The following is a 17,607-nucleotide window of genomic DNA, read 5'->3' as shown; positions in this document are numbered from 1 at the left end:
GATTTGTGGATTTACCACAACGCCAATTGGGTACTCACACCTGAGGTATCTACACCACCCAATTCTGCAAAATGGTAAAGTTGCCCTAACAACTGGCGAATAGGTGGGCCTGACTTGGCATGCGTATCGGTAATCACAATAAATTCCAGCACGCGCGCACGCTCGGACTGACGCTGTTTACTCACGCGATAACGCGGAACATCTTGCGTCAATAACGTCACTCGACCGCGTTTTAAATTGGCTTGCAACAAGTCTGTGGCACTAATATTACCATCGGTAGAATAACTGGTCAGAATAAAACGTGCATTAATGGTGTCCAATAAGGTTTCATACGCCTCTTTGGCGTACTTAGATGAGTTGTATGGACTTGGACGTTCTTTGCGCCATGCACGGTCAATACCACTTTTAAAGCCTTTGGTGTCTGGGGTTGGTAAATCGACCTGATCCCACAAGGTTAAGGCATTTAAGACATGATAGTTACTGCTATAAGCATGTTGATTATACGGTGGGTCTAAATAAGCCACATCCACCTCAAAACCACTCATTTGATTGGCAAGATGCTGTGCATCGACACACCACATTTCTGCAGCAGGTTTATTTGGTTCACCAATGTCACAAAAACGACTTGGCGTGAGCCACAATAATGATTCTATTCGTTCGAGTGCAGTTTGAGTTTTGCCACCCCAGCCGTGGTGGAAGCTTTTAAACACCCCACTGGTATTACTGACAAAACTGGCAGAGTACAACAACGGCGCCAACAATGCCGACATCTCAACATCATCAATGGCACCCTGCGCTTGCCACGTAGCAATTTGCTGACGAATCGCATCTATGCGCATACCGTTACGACGTTTAAAGAATAAACGGTCACGACTTGGGTCATAAATTTCGTCATTGCGCGGACACAAATTATGCGTCACCCAGCCTTTGACTTCAGGCAAACGGTTCAAATAATCAATGGCTTTTTGATAGCCGCCTAATTCTTTAAACGCAGGTGCTTCAGTGCAGGCCAAAATCGCATGGTTTAAGGCATGGCTGTACGGTTCCCAGTCATTGGCAATCACCCGATAACCATTTTGACGCGCCAAACGTGATACCACTCCTGAACCTGCAAAAAAATCGGCAAAAATTGGTGCACGACCATTTTTAGGATGTAGCGTTCCTGTCTGTTCAAGTGCTTCTAAAATCAGATGCAGTAAACGGCGTTTATTGCCCAAATAAGGCACTAACTGATGGAATAAGTATTCATCAGTGGTGCGTGCCGCATGACGACGTTTGTGATAAACCGTTGACTCTGAACTCATAGTGTCTCTTGAGAAGGAATTAACCTAAGGCGCACGTCATCACCCAATTGAGTGACATCGCAAAGTTTAAATCGAAGTTGCTCTGCCATCTGTTCAAATTCTGCATTAAACATGGCACGAGCCGAGCGCCCTAACAATGTAGGTGCCACATAGCTGATCACTTCATCAACCCAACCTTCCTGTAAGAAAGCGGTCGATAAGGTTGCACCCGCTTCAACCAACACATCATAAATTTGATGTTGCTGTACCAATTGGGCAAGTAAGGTGGCTAAAGGTTGCGGTTCCAATTGTAACACGCCCAAAGCAGCCAACTCTGCACGATACGGTCCCATCACCATCACCGTTTCAGGCTGCTGCAAAATTTGTGCGCTCAAAGGCAAACGACCTTGGCGATCTAAAATAATCCGTTTGGGTTGTACTACGCTGTGGATGTCATCTACACCCTCTAAGTGGCGTACATTAAGCAGACAGTCATCGGCCAGTAACGTGTCGATCCCCGTTAATACTGCAGCAGAAATTGCCCGCCAATGCTGCACATCGGCACGTGCAGCCGTGCCTGTGATCCATTTGGATTCACCCGAAGCCATTGCCGTACGACCATCCAAACTAGAAGCAATTTTTAAACGCACATAAGGCATGCCTGTAGCCATGGCTTTTAAAAAGCCTGCATTTAACTGCGCTGCTTCAGCTTCTGCCACGCCCACGCTAACCTGAATACCTGCATCCTGTAAAATCTGAACGCCTTTACCTGCCACCAATGGATTCGGGTCTGGACAAGCCACAACCACTTTAGCCACGCCTGCATCGACCAAGGCTTTGGCACATGGTGGTGTGCGCCCATAGTGTGCACAAGGTTCCAAAGTCACATAAGCAGTTGCACCCTGCGCTTGTTCAGCGGCCTGACGCAAAGCAAAGACTTCGGCATGTGGCTGTCCTGCACGAGGATGGAAACCTTCGCCCAATAATTGGGCATCTTTAACAATAACGCAGCCCACGTTCGGATTTGGCTTAGTGCTGTATTGCCCCAAACGTGCCAGTTCAATGGCACGACGCATCCAAAAAAGATCATCGGGTTGCGCGTCAGTATTGAGTTCAATCATGGATGGTTGCTGTGGAATAGATGATGGCATTGCGCTTTATTGCTCACGCGACTGCATTTGTTCAATTTGGCGACGGAATGCTTCGACATCCTGAAAGTCTTGATACACCGAGGCAAAACGTACATAAGCAACATGATCCAATGCAAATAAAGCCTGCATAACAACCTCACCAATGGTACGTGATTTCACATCACGCTCTCCCAAACGGCGAATTTGTAATTGGATGTCGCTGAGTACCGTTTCAATTTGCTCTTGGGTCACGGGACGTTTTTGCAAAGCATGCATTAACGAACGACGTAACTTGGCTTCATCGAAAGGCTCACTTTTACCATCGGATTTAATCACCCGTGGCATAACCACTTCATAACTTTCAAAGGTGGTAAAGCGTTCACCACAGCCAATACACTCACGACGTCGGCGAATTTGGCAGCCTTCTGCCGCCAAACGTGAGTCAATCACTTTACTGTCTGCAGTGTTGCAAAATGGACAATGCATAGCGGTTTAATTGCACAAATTTGAATGAAAATGCAGTGTAGCAAAAATTCCAAACTTTGTAGAGTTTTACGCAACATATAGAAAAAAAACAGCCCCGAAGGGCTGTTTTACACAATATATTGATTATGTACTGTCTAGATTATTCTACACGTTCACCATGTTGGCTTAAGTCGAGTCCCATACGCTCATCTTCTGCAGCCACACGAATACCAATGGTTAGATCAATTACTTTTAAGATGATGAAAGTCAGTACAGCAGAGTAAGCAATGGTCGCTAACACACCTTCAACTTGCACCCAAAGTTGGCTCATCAAGTTGCTTGGTGCAGCATCGCCCATAATAAACTCGCTGGCAAAGAAGGCTGTTAAAATTGCACCAACAATACCACCTACACCATGTAGTCCAAAGGCATCTAGAGAGTCATCAGCTTTCAGGGCGCGTTTTAAGGCAGTAATACCCCAGAAACATACCACACCACCAATTAAACCCATCGCTAATGCACCACCAACAGTCACAAAACCTGCTGCTGGAGTAATCACCACCAAACCTGCTACAGCACCCGATGCAGCACCTAATACAGAACCTTTACCACGTACCAGTTTTTCTGCTACAAGCCATGCAATTGCTGCGGCTGCGGCTGCCACTTGAGTCACAACTAAGGCATAACCCGCTGCACCATTGGCACCTAAAGCAGAACCACCGTTGAAACCAAACCAGCCCACCCAGAGTAAACTTGCACCCAGTACAGTCAAAGTCAGGTTGTGCGGAGCCATAGATTCACGGCCCAAGCCCATACGTTTGCCCAACATGTATGCAGCAACTAAACCTGCAACACCCGAGTTAATATGAACAACAGTACCACCAGCAAAGTCGAGAGCACCATCATTGCCTAACCAACCACCACCCCATACCCAGTGGGTAATTGGTGCGTAGACCACGACCACCCAAATCGCGATAAAGGCAACAAAGGCACCAAACTTCATTCGTTCTGCAATTGAACCACTGATAATTGCCACAGTAATGATGGCAAAGGTCATTTGAAATATCACAAATAGAATTTCAGGAATACTGCCACTGAGCGCATCGGTACCAATGCCTGCCAGCATGACTTTGTCTAGACCACCAATAAAGGCATTACCTTCACCAAAAGCCAAACTATAGCCCACTGCCACCCAGGCAATACTGACCACGGCTGCTGCTACAAAGCTATAAGCCATAGTATTGAGTACGTTTTTCTTGCGTACCATACCGCCATAAAATAGTGCCAAACCAGGAATGGTCATGAGTAAAACTAAAGCAGTCGAAACTAAAATCCAAGCGGTATCGCCTGTATCTAATACAGCTTCAGGTTCAGCAGCTTCGGGCGTGCTGACTTCTGCTACAGCTGCAACTTCTGTTGCATTTGTTGTTTCGATAGGAGATGTTTCGGCAGTTTCAAGCACTGCAACATCTGAAGTTGGTGCGGTGGCTGTTACGGCTTCTTCAGCCCAAGCAACAGAACCACCAAGAAGTGCGCCTGATAGACTCAGCGCGAGTAGCATTTTTTTCATTTGTGTCCCCCGACCTTTGTTTTTGTGAGTTATTAGGTACTCAGCAAACTTCGTGCCATTTTCTTAAACAGCGTCTGCACCCGTTTCACCTGTACGAATACGGATGACTTGTTCGAGGTTAGTCACAAAGATTTTGCCATCACCAATCTTGCCTGTACTAGCAACACGAGTGATTGACTCAATCACCGAATCCACCATTTCATCGCTAATTGCGATTTCAATTTTAACTTTAGGCAAAAAGTCAACGACGTATTCAGCGCCACGATAAAGTTCGGTATGACCTTTTTGGCGACCGAAGCCTTTGACTTCTGTTACGGTGATCCCTTGAACACCAATTTCAGATAATGCTTCACGCACATCATCTAATTTAAAGGGTTTTACAATTGCAGTTACGAGCTTCATGTGTGTTTTCCTTCGGCTTAATTCACCAGTAAGGTTTTATGTTCAAATTCCATGCCAAAGTTCTAAGGTCGGGGGAAATTAGAAACCGTGACATGAGTTTTCTTTATACCTTATTTTATACATTTATATGGTTGTGATCTTCAAAAAATAGACATATTTACTAGAAGATTTACGATTTTACTCATCGAATAAATCCATATTTCGTCTGAAATGCTATAGTCTATTCAAGACCAGTGCTACACTGCCTCCATTTTCTCCATCTTTGTGGAAACAACAATGATTGAAACTTTATTACAAGCCATTTTGGAACAAGTTGAACAACCTAAAAAAGATTTAGAACATAATTTACGTGCTTTGCTCAATGAAGCGGTCACCAAAATGGATTTGGTCTCGCAAGATGAGCTAGACCGCCAACGTACTGCGCTCAATAATGCCAACTTACGTTTAAATGAATTGTTAAAACAGGTTGAAGCACTGGAACAGAAAATTCAACTCAAAAAATAAGCACCAATTGAGTGCATAAAAACAAAAAACAAACATTATAAAAATAACGCACCAAAACGGATCATCATAAAAATGTCTTTTGCCAAAGTGTATACGCGGGGGCTGCTCGGCTTGCACGCCCCTGCAATTGAAGTTGAAGTCCATCTGAGTCAAGGTTTACCTTCTTTAACCATTGTCGGTCTAGCCGAAGCTGCCGTGCGTGAAAGTAAAGATCGGGTACGCTCTGCCATTATTAACAGTGGTTTTCAATTTCCGACCAAACGTCTGACCATTAATTTAGCGCCTGCCGACTTGCCCAAAGATGGTTCGCGTTTGGACTTAGCCATTGCTTTAGGCATTTTAATTGCTTCGGGACAATTGCCCGAACAAAGCACTGAAAGTTTAGAGTTTATTGGAGAATTGGCTTTAGATGGTCAATTGCGTCCCACCACAGGCACACTCAGTATTGCGATTGCCTGCCAACAGGCACAGCATTGTTTGGTTTTACCTGAACAAAATGCACAAGAAGCTGCTCAATTGCCTGACTTTGAAGTCTTTGCCGCCACACATTTAAAACAAGTTTGCGAACATTTGGCACAAAGCCAGCCTTTAAATAAAGTCACCGCGACTGCCCAACCACAGTTATCACATTCCGCCTTTGATTTAGTCGATGTTAAAGGACAGTTGCGCCCACGACGTGCTTTGGAAATTGCGGCTGCAGGTGGACATTCATTGCTATTCAAAGGCCCACCCGGTACAGGCAAAACCTTATTGGCATCTAGGCTTTCCAGTATTTTACCGCCATTGAATATGCAGGAAAATTTAGAGGTTGCCAGTATCTATTCAGTGGCCAATAGCCCGCATACGTTTGGACAGCGTCCTTTTCGCGCCCCACATCATACCGCTTCTGCTGTAGCCTTGGTCGGTGGAGGCTCATATCCCAAACCCGGTGAAATTACCTTGGCGCATTTAGGCGTTTTATTTTTAGATGAATTACCTGAATTTGATAAAAAAGTGTTAGAAGTGCTGCGCCAACCTTTAGAGTCCAAAGAAATTGTGATTTCCCGCGCTTCTCGGCAAATTACCTTTCCAGCCAACTTTCAACTAATTGCCGCCATGAATCCCTGTCCTTGTGGTTATGCTTTTAATCAGGATGTGCGCTGCCAATGTTCTGCAGAAAGTATTAAACGCTATCAAAACCGTATTTCAGGGCCGTTATTGGATCGTATCGACTTACACATTGATGTACCACCTCTGCAAGCACATGAATTACAGGACACCCGACCAGTGGAAAATTCTGAAACCGTGCGAAGCCGTGTCATTCAAGCATATACACGACAATTGCAACGCCAAGAGTGTCTCAACATGGCGCTCAGCCCCAAACAATTAGAACTATTTGCACACTTAGATAATACTGCCCAAAATATTTTAGCCATTGCGCAGCAGCGTTTGAACTTATCGGCGCGTGCGTATCATCGGGTGTTACGAGTGGCACGCACCATTGCAGATTTAGCCCAAAGTGAACAGATTCAAAGTCCACATTTGAGTGAAGCACTGTCTTATCGTGCCCATGAAGCCTGATTGAAAGTCTAATTAAGAGTTCGATTAAGAATCTGATTAAAAGTCTAAGAGATGAAAATAGCCCATTGCCATGCCTGTACAATGGGCGAGTTGTTTTTATTGTTTTAAGTTTCACTCCTAACTGGAGCTTTTATTTATCGTCGTAGCCGTATCTTTAGAAGGCTTTAGTTAAAGTAAATACAGCTCCTGTTTCAACGCCACGCTTTGCCGCATGCGAAAAACCATCGGTATCAATATCAGTTCCTACAGCAGCCAATTCAGCAGATAAACCTTCAACTGAAGCAAAGTTATAGCTTACACCGACTTTCCAATCTACATAGCTGTCTTTTCCACCGCCAAAATCAAAGTCATCTGCTTGGGTGTAACCTAATCCAGCAACCCCAGAAAAGCCGGTACTTCCAATGGGTGCGGTATAAGTGGCATTGAAATACCAAGCATCGGTGTCACCACCTAAGAAATCATTACTGTAGTTAATGGCTGTTAATAAGCTGGCATCTTTAAACAAAACATCACTAAAACCTAATTTTGCATAAGCTTCGAGCCAGTTTAAATCGCTCTCACTTGGGTAGGCGTAATACCAAAAACCCACATCCAAAATGGGTTTGCTGGCAAAATAATCTAGGCTTGTGGTATAGCCCATATAAGGGTCAAGCTCTAAATGTGCCGTACCACCAAAATCGACATTGGAACCCCACACGCCTGCATACACGCCAGAATCATGGCTCAACGCAAAACCCGCTTGCACCGCAGGATCACTCATTGTTTGTGTCATGCCACGAAAACGATAATCACTGGTCATTGCCGCAGTACCACTAAAAGACAATGCTGAAGTTGATTCTGATGCCATGCTTAGACCAGATGCTGCCATCATCGCTGCTGCAAAAAGTGTTTTAAATCCCATGTTCATGATTATTCCCCCTGCATCTGATGAGATGCTTGTGTCTATTGTTGTTTAACTCACATGGAGGATTGCAAACCGTGTGCCAACATTCAAAAAAACAAGATTTTTCATACTCAGAATAGGCTCACAACCACATATAAATAATTGTTATTTATATTTATTTTTAAATTAATAAATTTCTTTTTTTTATCACTGTGACCTATAAGATACTTTTTTTTATTCTTTTTAGGTAGATGTTTAAGTCATATTTACTGTGCAGATACCGAATACATTGCAACATTTTTGATGTGCCTGACTTAGAACTCCATTTTAAACTACCTAAAAAAGTGCAATAACATTTATTCCCACATCTTTGCATATACTAAAAACTGGGACAAAGTCATTACTCATATGCTTATAGCCCCTTGCCCATTAAGGGCAAACAGCATGTTTGGCCTAGAAAAAATATTTTTGAATGCGAATAATTTTTTTGCACCAAGAACATGCATATCATTCAAATTGTTAAACCGAATAGCCAATGTGAGATTTCAGCAGCATTGTGGCAGGCCGATGCAATCTCTTCTGAAGTTATTACACTTAAAAATTTAGCGAAGAGAGAAATACTAATTGGGTCAAATTCATCAAAAACAGCGCAAATAAAACACCGTATTTCACATGAAACACCTCATAGCTAAAAACTATTACTCACCCCATAAACACGATTCTATTTTTTATACTTTTAGTTCAAATAAAAACCAAAATATCCAACTTTATCTATTTTTAAATTTAAAACCGCACTTATGAGTAAATACTTAAGAAGATGAAATAAACATAAAATTTTAGGTTTTTACTTACTTATTTCGCCATAAATTCTTAACTTAAACTACTGAAATATTAAACAAAGCTGATTTTATGGCTAAAATTTACAAAAAACTTAAAGCATTGCTCCCAAGTCATCCATTCTAGCTGTTCAGCTCATTTAAAATTATGTTCATGTTTTTACTAAAAATTAAAATAATTATTAAACTTTTTAAAATTCAATATTTTTAATGACCCTACAGTTTATCGAAAAAATGCTTAACTTTAGTGTCATAAGCCCCTTAAAAATGATATTTTCGCGCCTAAATAGCGATACAATTCGGCTACGTTTCAACTACACATTTACTGCATGAGGCTGTCTCCCAATGCTGCAATCTAAAAAATTAACACTAGCGTTGCTCATCAACGCAGCGCTTGTTTCAACTGCATTTGCTAGCGAACAAAGTGAATCTAAAGGCTTTGTAGAAGACGCAAACGGTTCGGTTTTATTCCGTACAGGTTTTTTACATCGTGATAAAAAAGATGGTCTCACTAATGACACCAGTTCCGCTGCCCAAACAGCAATTGTCAATCTAAATTCAGGTTTTAGCAAAGGTATAATAGGTTTTGGTGTGGGTGTTGTTGGTGATGCCTCATTCAAGCTAGGTGAAAATGCCCATTCAGGTAATGGTATGATTCCAACCCATAATGATGGCTCAGCTTATGACCATTGGGCACGTGGTGGTGCTTATGTCAAAGCACGTATCTCGAATACCACGGTAACTTATGGTACTCAAGTACTCGATTTACCAGTACTTGCTAGCAACACTGCCCGTTTAGTACCTGAATATTTTGAAGGTGTTTTAGCGACTAGCCGTGAAATTGATGGCCTAGAGTTAACTGCTGGTAAATTCACTAAAAATCAATATTCTGACCAAATCAACTCAGATGGTAATGAGTTAGACCGTGCTGTGGTATGGGGCGCGAAATATACATTTAATGATGACTTAAAAGCATCTTATTACGGTATTGATGTTAAAGATAAATTAGATCGTCACTATGCCAATGTAAACTATAACTACGGCTTAAAAGATGGTGCTGCGCTTAACTTTGATCTAAGCGGCTACCACACAGAATTCTCTAAAGATGCTTCAACTTATTCAGCAACAGGTACGATTGCGAATCCTGTCTATGGCGTACCAAAAGCAGAGAAAAATACAGTTGCTGGAACAGAGAAAACCAATGACATTTGGGCAATCTCTACCTCATATAGCAAAGATGTACACAATGTGATGTTGGCTTACCAACAAAACTTTGGTGATGTAGGCTATGACTACGGCGGTAACGCAGATGGTGCACAATCTATTTATCTACCTAACTCATATTTGTCTGATTTTGTAGGTAATGATGAAAAATCTTTAGGCTTACAATACAACTATAACTTTAAAAATCATGGTCTTCCTGGTCTAAACTGGACAACTGCTTTTGTTTACGGTTGGGACATTGATGTTCGTAACCAACCAAAAGATGGTCAAGAACGTGAATTCTTTAACCAAGTAAAATACACCGTTCAATCAGGTTTTGCGAAAGACGCGAGCCTTCGCGTACGTCACTCATATTACCGTGCAAATGATAGCTACAAATCTATTTATATGAATGATACCAATGAATGGCGTATCTGGTTAGATATTCCAGTGAAATTATTCTAATTTCTCGGAATAGCAAACCCAATAAAAAAACCTGCACAGAATATGTGCAGGTTTTTTACATTTCAGCTTTCATTTGAACGCTGAACAGGCCACGCAAATTATGGATTTGCAGCTTTGTAGCCTTCAATTGAGTTCAATACTTCTTGTTTTGCAACATCAGCACCTTCCCAACCACTTAACTTCACCCATTTGCCTGGCTCTAAGTCTTTATAGTGCTGGAAGAAGTGTTCAATTTGGCTGATCAATAATGGTGGAAGATCCGTATATTCTTGAACATCTTTATAAATTGGGGTTAATTTTTCGTGCGGAACGGCAACCAATTTCGCATCAATACCACCATCATCTTCCATGTTCAATTTACCCACTGGGCGGCAACGAATCACAGAACCTGGCTCTACTGGGTGTGGAGTCACAACCAATACGTCTAGCGGATCACCATCCAATGAAAGTGTATTTGGTACATAACCGTAGTTCGCTGGGTAGAACATTGCTGTACCCATGAAACGGTCTACAAATAATGCATCAGAATCTTTGTCAATTTCGTATTTGATTGGCGCTGCATTGGCAGGAATTTCAATGATCACATAGATGTCATTTGGTGCATCTTTACCCGCAGGGATATTGCTGTAGCTCATAGCATCACTCTTAAACAAGTTAAATCTTTTTAAAACCGCGTCAATTATAACGGTTTTCTGTCCTGAATTACTGCGCGATTATACATCTGCAAGGCAAAAATACATATTTTCAGACATGACTTGATCAGGTCAGTTTAATCACCATCAGCAAAATACAAATTGGACAAAGTAAAGACAGCATCCAAACAATTGAACGCAGCGTCGCCCAATTGGCTAAATAACAAATTCCATAAATAATGCGCAGCACAATATAAGCAATACCAAACATCATCACCACCACTTGTGGGATGACCATATATTCCGCCATGAGCACTGCAGCAATAAATAAAGGCAGGCTTTCAAAACTGTTTTGCTGTACGGCGTTAGCACGTGCAGCAAAACCTGTGGTTTTGGCTAAAAATTCACGTGGATTTTGGTTATCTTCACGTTTAAAGCCGCCTGCCATTTTTGCGACAACAGCAAAGACATACGGCAATAAGCAAGCAATTATAATTAGATAAACAATTCCACTTATGCTTTGCATCAATTTTTTCTCATAAACTGTATTGAGAACTTATCATAACATGGCATTTCTTGAATAAATTTTGTTAAATAGCATGTTTTAAGCAATTATATAAAGGATCCATTATGGTCAGCCCAGATCAAAAGGAAATGTTAGATGTACTTGAAAAGCAGCGCCAACATCAACTGCGAGTGGATCGTGTTTTAAAAATTGTGTTGCCTATTGTGGCATTTTTATTGATGGTAATTTGCGCCAACATGAACGTATGGTCGACCATTTTTACCTTCATTGTGCTTTGGGTGGCGTTTTATGCGGTAGGGATTAAGCGCTTACCGCTCTGGCACTGGATTATTGTGATTGTGGTGTATTGCTTAATTGATAATATTTTAAGTTATGGCAGTTTTAATCAATCAGGTTTTAGCCGCCAATTTGGTGCGATGTTTATTTTCTTGGGCATTGTGGGTGTTGGGCGTCGTTACTTTGACCGTTGGCTGATGAAAGAGTAATACTTTTGCCTTTGTTGAACAAGAAACAATCTATTTTCTATAGCATATAAAAAATGCCCCTGAGTTTTCAGGGGCATTTTTATTTCAGAGCAGAATGAATTACGCAGTCTTACGCAAATCTTTACGCAAAATTTTACCTACGTTTGATTTTGGCAATTCATCCATAAACTCCACATAACGTGGGCGTTTATAGCCAGTTAAGTTCTCTTTAGCGAATGCCAATACTTCTTCTGTCGTCAATGAAGGGTCTTTCTTCACTACAAACAGTTTAGGCACTTCACCTGATTTTTCATCAGGTACACCAATGGCAGCCACTTCTAAAACTTTAGGATGTTTAGACACAACTTCTTCAATTTCAGATGGGTAAACGTTAAAGCCAGACACCAAAATCATGTCTTTTTTACGGTCTACAATTTTCACATAGCCGCGTGAATCCATAACACCAATGTCACCTGTACGGAAGAAACCATTAATCATCACTTTGTCAGTTTCATCTGGACGGTTCCAATAGCCTTTCATGACTTGTGGACCACGGATTGAAATTTCACCTTGCTCACCCAGTGCAACTTCATTGCCGTCATCATCCAAAATAGCCACTTCAGTTAATGGTAATGGAATACCAATTGTGCCAGTGAATTCTTCAGATGCAGGCGGGTTTGCCGTTGCAACTGGCGAAGTTTCAGACAAGCCATAACCTTCAATGATGTTAGTGCCTGTCACTTTTTTCCATGCTTCAGCAGTCGATGGTAATACGGCCATACCACCACCCATCGCCATTTTCAATTTGCTGTGATCAAGCTGTTTAAACTCTTCATTGTTCACGAGCGCATTGAATAAAGTATTCACCGCAGGGAAGAAAGTTGGTTGATATTTGCGTAATTCTTTCATCACCGCAGGTAAGTCACGCGGGTTTGGAATTAAGACGTTTGCCTGACCTTTGTACATGCCGTAAAGCGCACACACCATGAATGCAAAGATGTGATACAGCGGCAATGCACAGAAAATACGGTCATCTGGCTGACCATCTTGTGCACCGAATTTACTCTGGAAAATACCATCACATTGCAGCATGTTTGCCACAAGGTTGCGGTGTGTTAATTCTGCACCCTTAGATACACCTGTTGTACCACCCGTGTATTGCAACACAGCCGTATCACTTAAAGTTAAGCTTGGGCGTTTGTAGTTGCTTGGGCTTACTTTAGACATTGCTGCGTTAAATTTAACGTGACCCGGAATGTTCCATGCAGGAATTTGCTTACGCACTGAACGTAAAACAAAATTCACCAACGTGCCTTTTAATGCACCTAGCATATCGCCCACAGAAGCAACAACAACATGCTTCACAGGGGTTTTACCAATAATCGCCTGATAAACGGATGCAAAGTTTTCAATAATCACTAAAACTTCAGAACCAGAGTCATTTAATTGATGCTCTAACTCACGCGAAGTATAAAGTGGATTCACGTTCACCAAAACTAAACCTGCGCGGAACACCCCCAGTGCAACCACAGGATATTGAAGTACGTTCGGCATCATCACCGCAACACGCGAGCCAGGTGCCAAACCTAAACTTTGTAAATAAGTTGCAAATTTACGGCTAGCTTCTTCTAGTTCACTAAAGCTTAAAACCTTATCCATAAAGATAAAGGCATCACGTGAACCAAATTTTTGGAAATTACGTTCAAAAATGTCTACGAGTGACGTATTTTCTGCAGGCAGTTCTACAGTTTCTGGAATCCCTGTCTTTTGGTATTCAGCAAACCAAATCTTTTCCATAATGCCAATTTCTCCAATCAATAATCCTTAGTTTTAAACTGTTTTTCTCAATACAGGACGTCGTTCTTTGCTTGTTTATGTCCCGTATTGCATCCATTTTCACGAATATAAACCATATATAACGTATTTTGCTTAAAAAACGCTAGTATTATCTTTGAATTAACAGTTTATTTGCTTTTTGGTAACCGCGTGGTAAGAGATGACCTTTCGTGCCGCGCTTCGCCACATACTTCAGCAAATCGTCGCCTTTGAGTTTGAGTTGTTGCTGTCCTGCAAATACTTGAATTGCTTCATCTAAACTTAAAGGCAACATAGACACCAACTGATCTTTTTCCTCAAGTTGTATCAATTTATTACCTTTACCTTTATTCAAAATTGGCAATTCTGACAGCTCAATCACCAGTAAACGCCCTGCTGAACTGAGCAGTGCAACATGACTCGCGTGTTCAATCATTTGCAAGTTCATCACTGTCGATTGTTCAGGCAAAGACAGGAATGCTTTACCTGCTTTGGCACTGGTATCTAACTGTTTGGCCTGCGTTTTAAAGCCGTAACCTTTGCTGCTGGCTGCTAAAATTTCAGCTTCATCATCGGCAATCAGCAATTGTTTAAAGCCAACACCACTGGCAGGAGCAAGTTTTGAACTTAATGGTTCGCCCAAGCCACGTGCCGAAGGCAGGCTATTAATTGGCAACGCATAACTGCGTCCCGTATCATCTAAAATATAGACGCGCTGATTGGATTTGCCTTGTGCATGACTGAGATATTGATCACCCGCACGGAAGTTTAGATTTTCCGCATCGACCTCATGCCCTTTGGCACAACGAATCCAGCCTGCTTCAGACAACACCACCGTTACAGGGTCGGCAGGTAGCATATCTTGTTCATTAATCGCAGTCGCTTCGGCACGCAATACAATTGGTGAACGACGATCATCACCAAACTTTTTCGCGTCTTCTTTCAACTCACTGATAATTAAATTTTTCAATGATTCAGGATTCGCCAATTGTTCACGAATAATGGCAGCGCGTGCTTCTAATTCTTCTTGTTCACGACGAATTTCCATTTCTTCAAGCTTAGCCAAATGACGCAGCTTTAATTCCAAAATGGCTTCAGCCTGAATTTCATCAATACCAAAATGCGCCATCAACTCGGCTTTAGGATGATCTTCTTCACGAATAATCCGAATCACGGTATCAATATCTAAATAGGCAATCAGCAAACCTGCCAAAATGTGCAATCGCTTTTCGATTTTATTGAGATGATATTGCAAACGGCGTGTGACGGTATTTTTTCGAATCTCAATCCATTCCAGCAAAATACGACGAATCGATTTCACCTGCGGACGACCATCTGCGCCAATCATGTTCATATTGACACGATAGCTCGATTCTAAATCGGTCGTGGCAAACAAGTGACTCATCACCGCTTCGGCATCAATACGGTTGGAACGCAGTACAATCACCAAACGGGTTGGGTTTTGATGGTCAGATTCATCACGCACATCGCTCACCAACGGCAGTTTTTTCGCCTGCATTTGATCGGCAATTTGGGTAATGATTTTTGAACCCGAAACCTGATACGGCAATTCGGTAATTACGATTTCATTTTTTTCGATGCTGTACACCGCACGCATACGGTAACTACCACGACCTGTACTTTGCATTTTCAGCAATTCTTCAGGCGGGGTAATAATTTCAGCTTTAGTCGGTAAATCTGGTGCAGGAATATATTCTGCGACTTTTTCATCGGTTAAATTTGGGTTGCGAATCAGGGCAATTGTGCCTTTCACCACTTCACGCAAGTTATGCGGTGGAATATCGGTCGCCATCCCCACGGCAATACCTGTGGTGCCGTTAAGCAAAATATTCGGTACACGCGCAGGCAAATTGACAGGTTCTTTTAATGAGCCATCAAAGTTATCTTGCCAATCACAAGTACCTTGCCCCAATTCCGCCAAAAGTACTTCACTATATTGCGATAGTTTGGCTTCGGTATAACGCATGGCGGCAAAGGATTTAGGATCATCGGGTGACCCCCAGTTGCCCTGCCCTTCAATAAATGGGTAACGATAACTGAACGGCTGCGCCATCAACACCATAGCTTCATAACAAGCAGAATCACCATGTGGATGGTATTTACCCAATACATCCCCTACGGTACGGGCCGATTTTTTCGGTTTGCCGCTGTGCTTGAGTCCAAGCTCACTCATGGCGTACACAATACGGCGTTGTACAGGTTTCAAACCATCGCTGATATGGGGTAATGCACGATCCATAATCACGTACATGGCATAGTTAAGGTATGCACGTTCAGTAAATTCTGCTACGGAACGGTTTTCTGTTGCATGATGCGCAAGGCTTGTCATAAAACCTGTCGTCCTAAATCATTTGTTTTTGTATCAATCGGCTTATGCTATGCCGCAGCAGCATCCTGCACAAGGGCTAGTAAGGATGCTCTGCGACAATTTGTGTCTTATGCCGTAAAAATATTCATTTTATAAAAAACAGCAATGCAAAATATACGATGGCTGGTGGTTATTTTACAAACCTATCGACTCTAAAGTTCTGCCTTTGGTTTCTTCACCCAACACCACAATCACCAAGGCAACGGCCAATAAAACCGCTGTAAACATCATAAAGACATAACTAAAGCCATTTTGCATAACCATCATGTGTGTGACCACCATCGGGGCGATAATACCGCCCATGCGTCCAATGGCCGAGGCCCAACCTGAACCAAAAGCACGAATATTGGTTGGATATTGTTCAGGAGTATAAGTGTATAGCACACCCCATGCGCCCAAGTTGAAGAACGACATCAAACAACCCCAGAACATGATCATCGCTACACTGTCGGCCTGACCAAAGAAATAAGCCGATACGGCACACATGCCAATAAAACCAGCTAGTGTGGCTTTGCGCCCTAATTTTTCGACCAGCCAAGCAGCTGCAATATAACCGGGCAATTGCGCCAAAATCATGCCCAACACATATTCAAATGACTGTACGATGCTGTAGCCTTGCTGCACCAACAGACTAGGCAACCAAGTGAAAATGCCATAATAGGAATAGACAATGCCAAACCAAATCAGCCACAGCATTAAACTACGGCGTGCAAATGGCCCCGACCATAATTGGGTAAAAGAGATATGCTGTTTAGCGGCAACAGGCTGAACTTCAATCTGTTCAATGACTTCTACCCCACATTGACGCTCAAACTTTTGTACCAGTGCATGTGCTTCGGCAATACGACCACGATTGATCAGATATGGGATAGATTCAGGGACTTTTTTCCAGATAACCAAGGCATATAAGGCAGGCAAACCACCGATTAAAAATGCTGTATGCCAATCAAATTTTGGAATCACAAAATAAGAAACCAATGCCGCACATAACCACCCCAAGCCCCAAAAACTTTCCAGCAATACAATAAAGCGCCCACGCACATGCGCAGGAATGTATTCACTGACCAACGTCACCGCTACGGGAAGCTGCCCGCCCAAACCTAAACCGACAATAAAGCGAAAGACCAGTAACCAAGTTAAATTCGGTGCAAAGGCACAAGCGGCAGTAGCTAGACTGTAAATCACCAAGGTGGTGGCAAATACAGTTTTACGTCCAATTTTATCGGCCAGACCACCTGAAAAGACTGCCCCAATGGCCATTCCGACAAAGCCAATTGACACCACCATGCCTTTTTCGGCAGGGGTCATGCTCCAGTCTTCTGCCATTTTTGCCAAAATAAAGGAGATCAGTCCTGTATCCATGGCATCAAACATCCAGCCCAGACCAATCACCACCAGTAGGCTATAGTGGAATTTTCCAATGGGTAGACGTTGCACACGCGAAACTAAATCCATAACACACTCTTTAAGTTGGCTAAAA

The 17,607-nt window shown here is 42.4% G+C and carries 16 protein-coding genes; 5 read left to right on the top strand and 11 right to left on the bottom strand.

All coding sequences use genetic code 11. The features are described 5' to 3' along the window. Positions 1-11 precede the first annotated feature (11 nt). The 5 genes from FTU39_RS08220 to glnK form a co-directional block, all read right to left on the bottom strand. Entirely contained in the window at positions 12-1,304 is a 1,293-nt protein-coding gene (locus FTU39_RS08220) for a DNA adenine methylase (RefSeq protein ID WP_004975669.1), read from the bottom strand. Then, entirely contained in the window at positions 1,301-2,404 is a 1,104-nt protein-coding gene (gene ribD, locus FTU39_RS08215; protein ID WP_154321290.1) for a bifunctional diaminohydroxyphosphoribosylaminopyrimidine deaminase/5-amino-6-(5-phosphoribosylamino)uracil reductase RibD, read from the bottom strand. The genes FTU39_RS08220 and ribD overlap by 4 nt, the downstream gene beginning before the upstream one ends. A gap of 36 nt (positions 2,405-2,440) precedes the next feature. Further along, on the bottom strand, positions 2,441-2,899 hold the full coding sequence (nrdR, locus tag FTU39_RS08210; RefSeq protein WP_096902237.1) for a transcriptional regulator NrdR: 459 nt from the start codon (positions 2,897-2,899) through the stop codon (positions 2,441-2,443). 139 nt (positions 2,900-3,038) lie between these two features. After that, positions 3,039-4,448, bottom strand: a complete 1,410-nt coding sequence (locus FTU39_RS08205; protein ID WP_167845702.1) for an ammonium transporter — start codon at positions 4,446-4,448, stop codon at positions 3,039-3,041. 63 nt (positions 4,449-4,511) lie between these two features. Continuing rightward, the gene (gene glnK / locus FTU39_RS08200; protein ID WP_004650081.1) at positions 4,512-4,850 is read right to left on the bottom strand and encodes a P-II family nitrogen regulator; all 339 of its coding nucleotides are present in this window, start codon (positions 4,848-4,850) and stop codon (positions 4,512-4,514) included. A 276-nt stretch (positions 4,851-5,126) separates the two neighbouring features. Here glnK and FTU39_RS08195 point away from each other — a divergent pair, with 276 nt between their 5' ends. Both FTU39_RS08195 and FTU39_RS08190 read left to right on the top strand, forming a co-directional pair. Further along, the gene (locus FTU39_RS08195; RefSeq protein ID WP_096902239.1) at positions 5,127-5,354 is read left to right on the top strand and encodes an accessory factor UbiK family protein; all 228 of its coding nucleotides are present in this window, start codon (positions 5,127-5,129) and stop codon (positions 5,352-5,354) included. 72 nt (positions 5,355-5,426) lie between these two features. Next, positions 5,427-6,914 carry a YifB family Mg chelatase-like AAA ATPase gene (locus tag FTU39_RS08190; RefSeq protein WP_180051994.1) on the top strand — a complete coding sequence of 496 codons (1,488 nt, stop codon included), beginning with the start codon at positions 5,427-5,429 and terminating at the stop codon, positions 6,912-6,914. A gap of 154 nt (positions 6,915-7,068) precedes the next feature. Here FTU39_RS08190 and FTU39_RS08185 read toward each other — a convergent pair whose 3' ends face one another. After that, positions 7,069-7,824 (bottom strand): TorF family putative porin, encoded by a 756-nt coding sequence (locus tag FTU39_RS08185; protein ID WP_373686609.1) that lies wholly within the window; start codon positions 7,822-7,824, stop codon positions 7,069-7,071. 473 nt (positions 7,825-8,297) lie between these two features. Between FTU39_RS08185 and FTU39_RS08180 the strand changes: the two genes are divergently transcribed. Together FTU39_RS08180 and FTU39_RS08175 are read left to right on the top strand one after the other, a co-directional pair. Next, complete coding sequence (locus tag FTU39_RS08180) at positions 8,298-8,489, top strand: hypothetical protein (protein WP_179989575.1); 192 nt, start codon at positions 8,298-8,300, stop codon at positions 8,487-8,489. 489 nt (positions 8,490-8,978) lie between these two features. Then, positions 8,979-10,301, top strand: a complete 1,323-nt coding sequence (locus FTU39_RS08175; protein WP_180051992.1) for an OprD family outer membrane porin — start codon at positions 8,979-8,981, stop codon at positions 10,299-10,301. Positions 10,302-10,399: 98 nt separating this feature from the next. Here FTU39_RS08175 and ppa read toward each other — a convergent pair whose 3' ends face one another. Together ppa and FTU39_RS08165 are read right to left on the bottom strand one after the other, a co-directional pair. Next, complete coding sequence (ppa, locus tag FTU39_RS08170; protein WP_004975651.1) at positions 10,400-10,936, bottom strand: inorganic diphosphatase; 537 nt, start codon at positions 10,934-10,936, stop codon at positions 10,400-10,402. A 124-nt stretch (positions 10,937-11,060) separates the two neighbouring features. Then, on the bottom strand, positions 11,061-11,459 hold the full coding sequence (locus FTU39_RS08165) for an MAPEG family protein (RefSeq protein WP_096902243.1): 399 nt from the start codon (positions 11,457-11,459) through the stop codon (positions 11,061-11,063). Between the two features lie 104 nt (positions 11,460-11,563). On the opposite strand from FTU39_RS08165, the gene FTU39_RS08160 reads away from it, so the two are divergent. Further along, entirely contained in the window at positions 11,564-11,944 is a 381-nt protein-coding gene (locus FTU39_RS08160; protein WP_180051991.1) for a hypothetical protein, read from the top strand. Positions 11,945-12,043: 99 nt separating this feature from the next. On the opposite strand, the gene FTU39_RS08155 is transcribed toward FTU39_RS08160, so the two are convergent. The 3 genes from FTU39_RS08155 to FTU39_RS08145 all read right to left on the bottom strand — a co-directional run bounded on the left by FTU39_RS08155 (position 12,044) and on the right by FTU39_RS08145 (position 17,582). Then, entirely contained in the window at positions 12,044-13,720 is a 1,677-nt protein-coding gene (locus FTU39_RS08155) for an AMP-binding protein (RefSeq protein WP_180051990.1), read from the bottom strand. Between the two features lie 148 nt (positions 13,721-13,868). Then, positions 13,869-16,088 (bottom strand): DNA topoisomerase IV subunit A, encoded by a 2,220-nt coding sequence (gene parC / locus FTU39_RS08150; RefSeq protein WP_180051989.1) that lies wholly within the window; start codon positions 16,086-16,088, stop codon positions 13,869-13,871. 174 nt (positions 16,089-16,262) lie between these two features. Next, positions 16,263-17,582 (bottom strand): MFS transporter, encoded by a 1,320-nt coding sequence (locus FTU39_RS08145; protein WP_104852902.1) that lies wholly within the window; start codon positions 17,580-17,582, stop codon positions 16,263-16,265. Positions 17,583-17,607: the final 25 nt, after the last annotated feature.

The organism is Acinetobacter sp. YH12099 (genome assembly GCF_013419195.1).
GTDB lineage: Bacteria > Pseudomonadota > Gammaproteobacteria > Pseudomonadales > Moraxellaceae > Acinetobacter > Acinetobacter towneri.
Note: the sequence above shows the minus strand (reverse complement) of the source record. Positions and strands in the feature narration are given on the sequence as shown.

Coding starts and splice junctions, on each gene's coding strand:
- FTU39_RS08220 (WP_004975669.1), bottom strand. CDS start 1,304: ATGAGTTCAGAGTCAACGGTTTATCACAAACGTCGTCATGCGGCACGC.
- ribD (WP_154321290.1), bottom strand. CDS start 2,404: ATGATTGAACTCAATACTGACGCGCAACCCGATGATCTTTTTTGGATG.
- nrdR (WP_096902237.1), bottom strand. CDS start 2,899: ATGCATTGTCCATTTTGCAACACTGCAGACAGTAAAGTGATTGACTCA.
- FTU39_RS08205 (WP_167845702.1), bottom strand. CDS start 4,448: ATGAAAAAAATGCTACTCGCGCTGAGTCTATCAGGCGCACTTCTTGGT.
- glnK (WP_004650081.1), bottom strand. CDS start 4,850: ATGAAGCTCGTAACTGCAATTGTAAAACCCTTTAAATTAGATGATGTG.
- FTU39_RS08195 (WP_096902239.1), top strand. CDS start 5,127: ATGATTGAAACTTTATTACAAGCCATTTTGGAACAAGTTGAACAACCT.
- FTU39_RS08190 (WP_180051994.1), top strand. CDS start 5,427: ATGTCTTTTGCCAAAGTGTATACGCGGGGGCTGCTCGGCTTGCACGCC.
- FTU39_RS08180 (WP_179989575.1), top strand. CDS start 8,298: ATGCATATCATTCAAATTGTTAAACCGAATAGCCAATGTGAGATTTCA.
- FTU39_RS08175 (WP_180051992.1), top strand. CDS start 8,979: ATGCTGCAATCTAAAAAATTAACACTAGCGTTGCTCATCAACGCAGCG.
- ppa (WP_004975651.1), bottom strand. CDS start 10,936: ATGAGCTACAGCAATATCCCTGCGGGTAAAGATGCACCAAATGACATC.
- FTU39_RS08165 (WP_096902243.1), bottom strand. CDS start 11,459: ATGCAAAGCATAAGTGGAATTGTTTATCTAATTATAATTGCTTGCTTA.
- FTU39_RS08160 (WP_180051991.1), top strand. CDS start 11,564: ATGGTCAGCCCAGATCAAAAGGAAATGTTAGATGTACTTGAAAAGCAG.
- FTU39_RS08155 (WP_180051990.1), bottom strand. CDS start 13,720: ATGGAAAAGATTTGGTTTGCTGAATACCAAAAGACAGGGATTCCAGAA.
- parC (WP_180051989.1), bottom strand. CDS start 16,088: ATGACAAGCCTTGCGCATCATGCAACAGAAAACCGTTCCGTAGCAGAA.
- FTU39_RS08145 (WP_104852902.1), bottom strand. CDS start 17,582: ATGGATTTAGTTTCGCGTGTGCAACGTCTACCCATTGGAAAATTCCAC.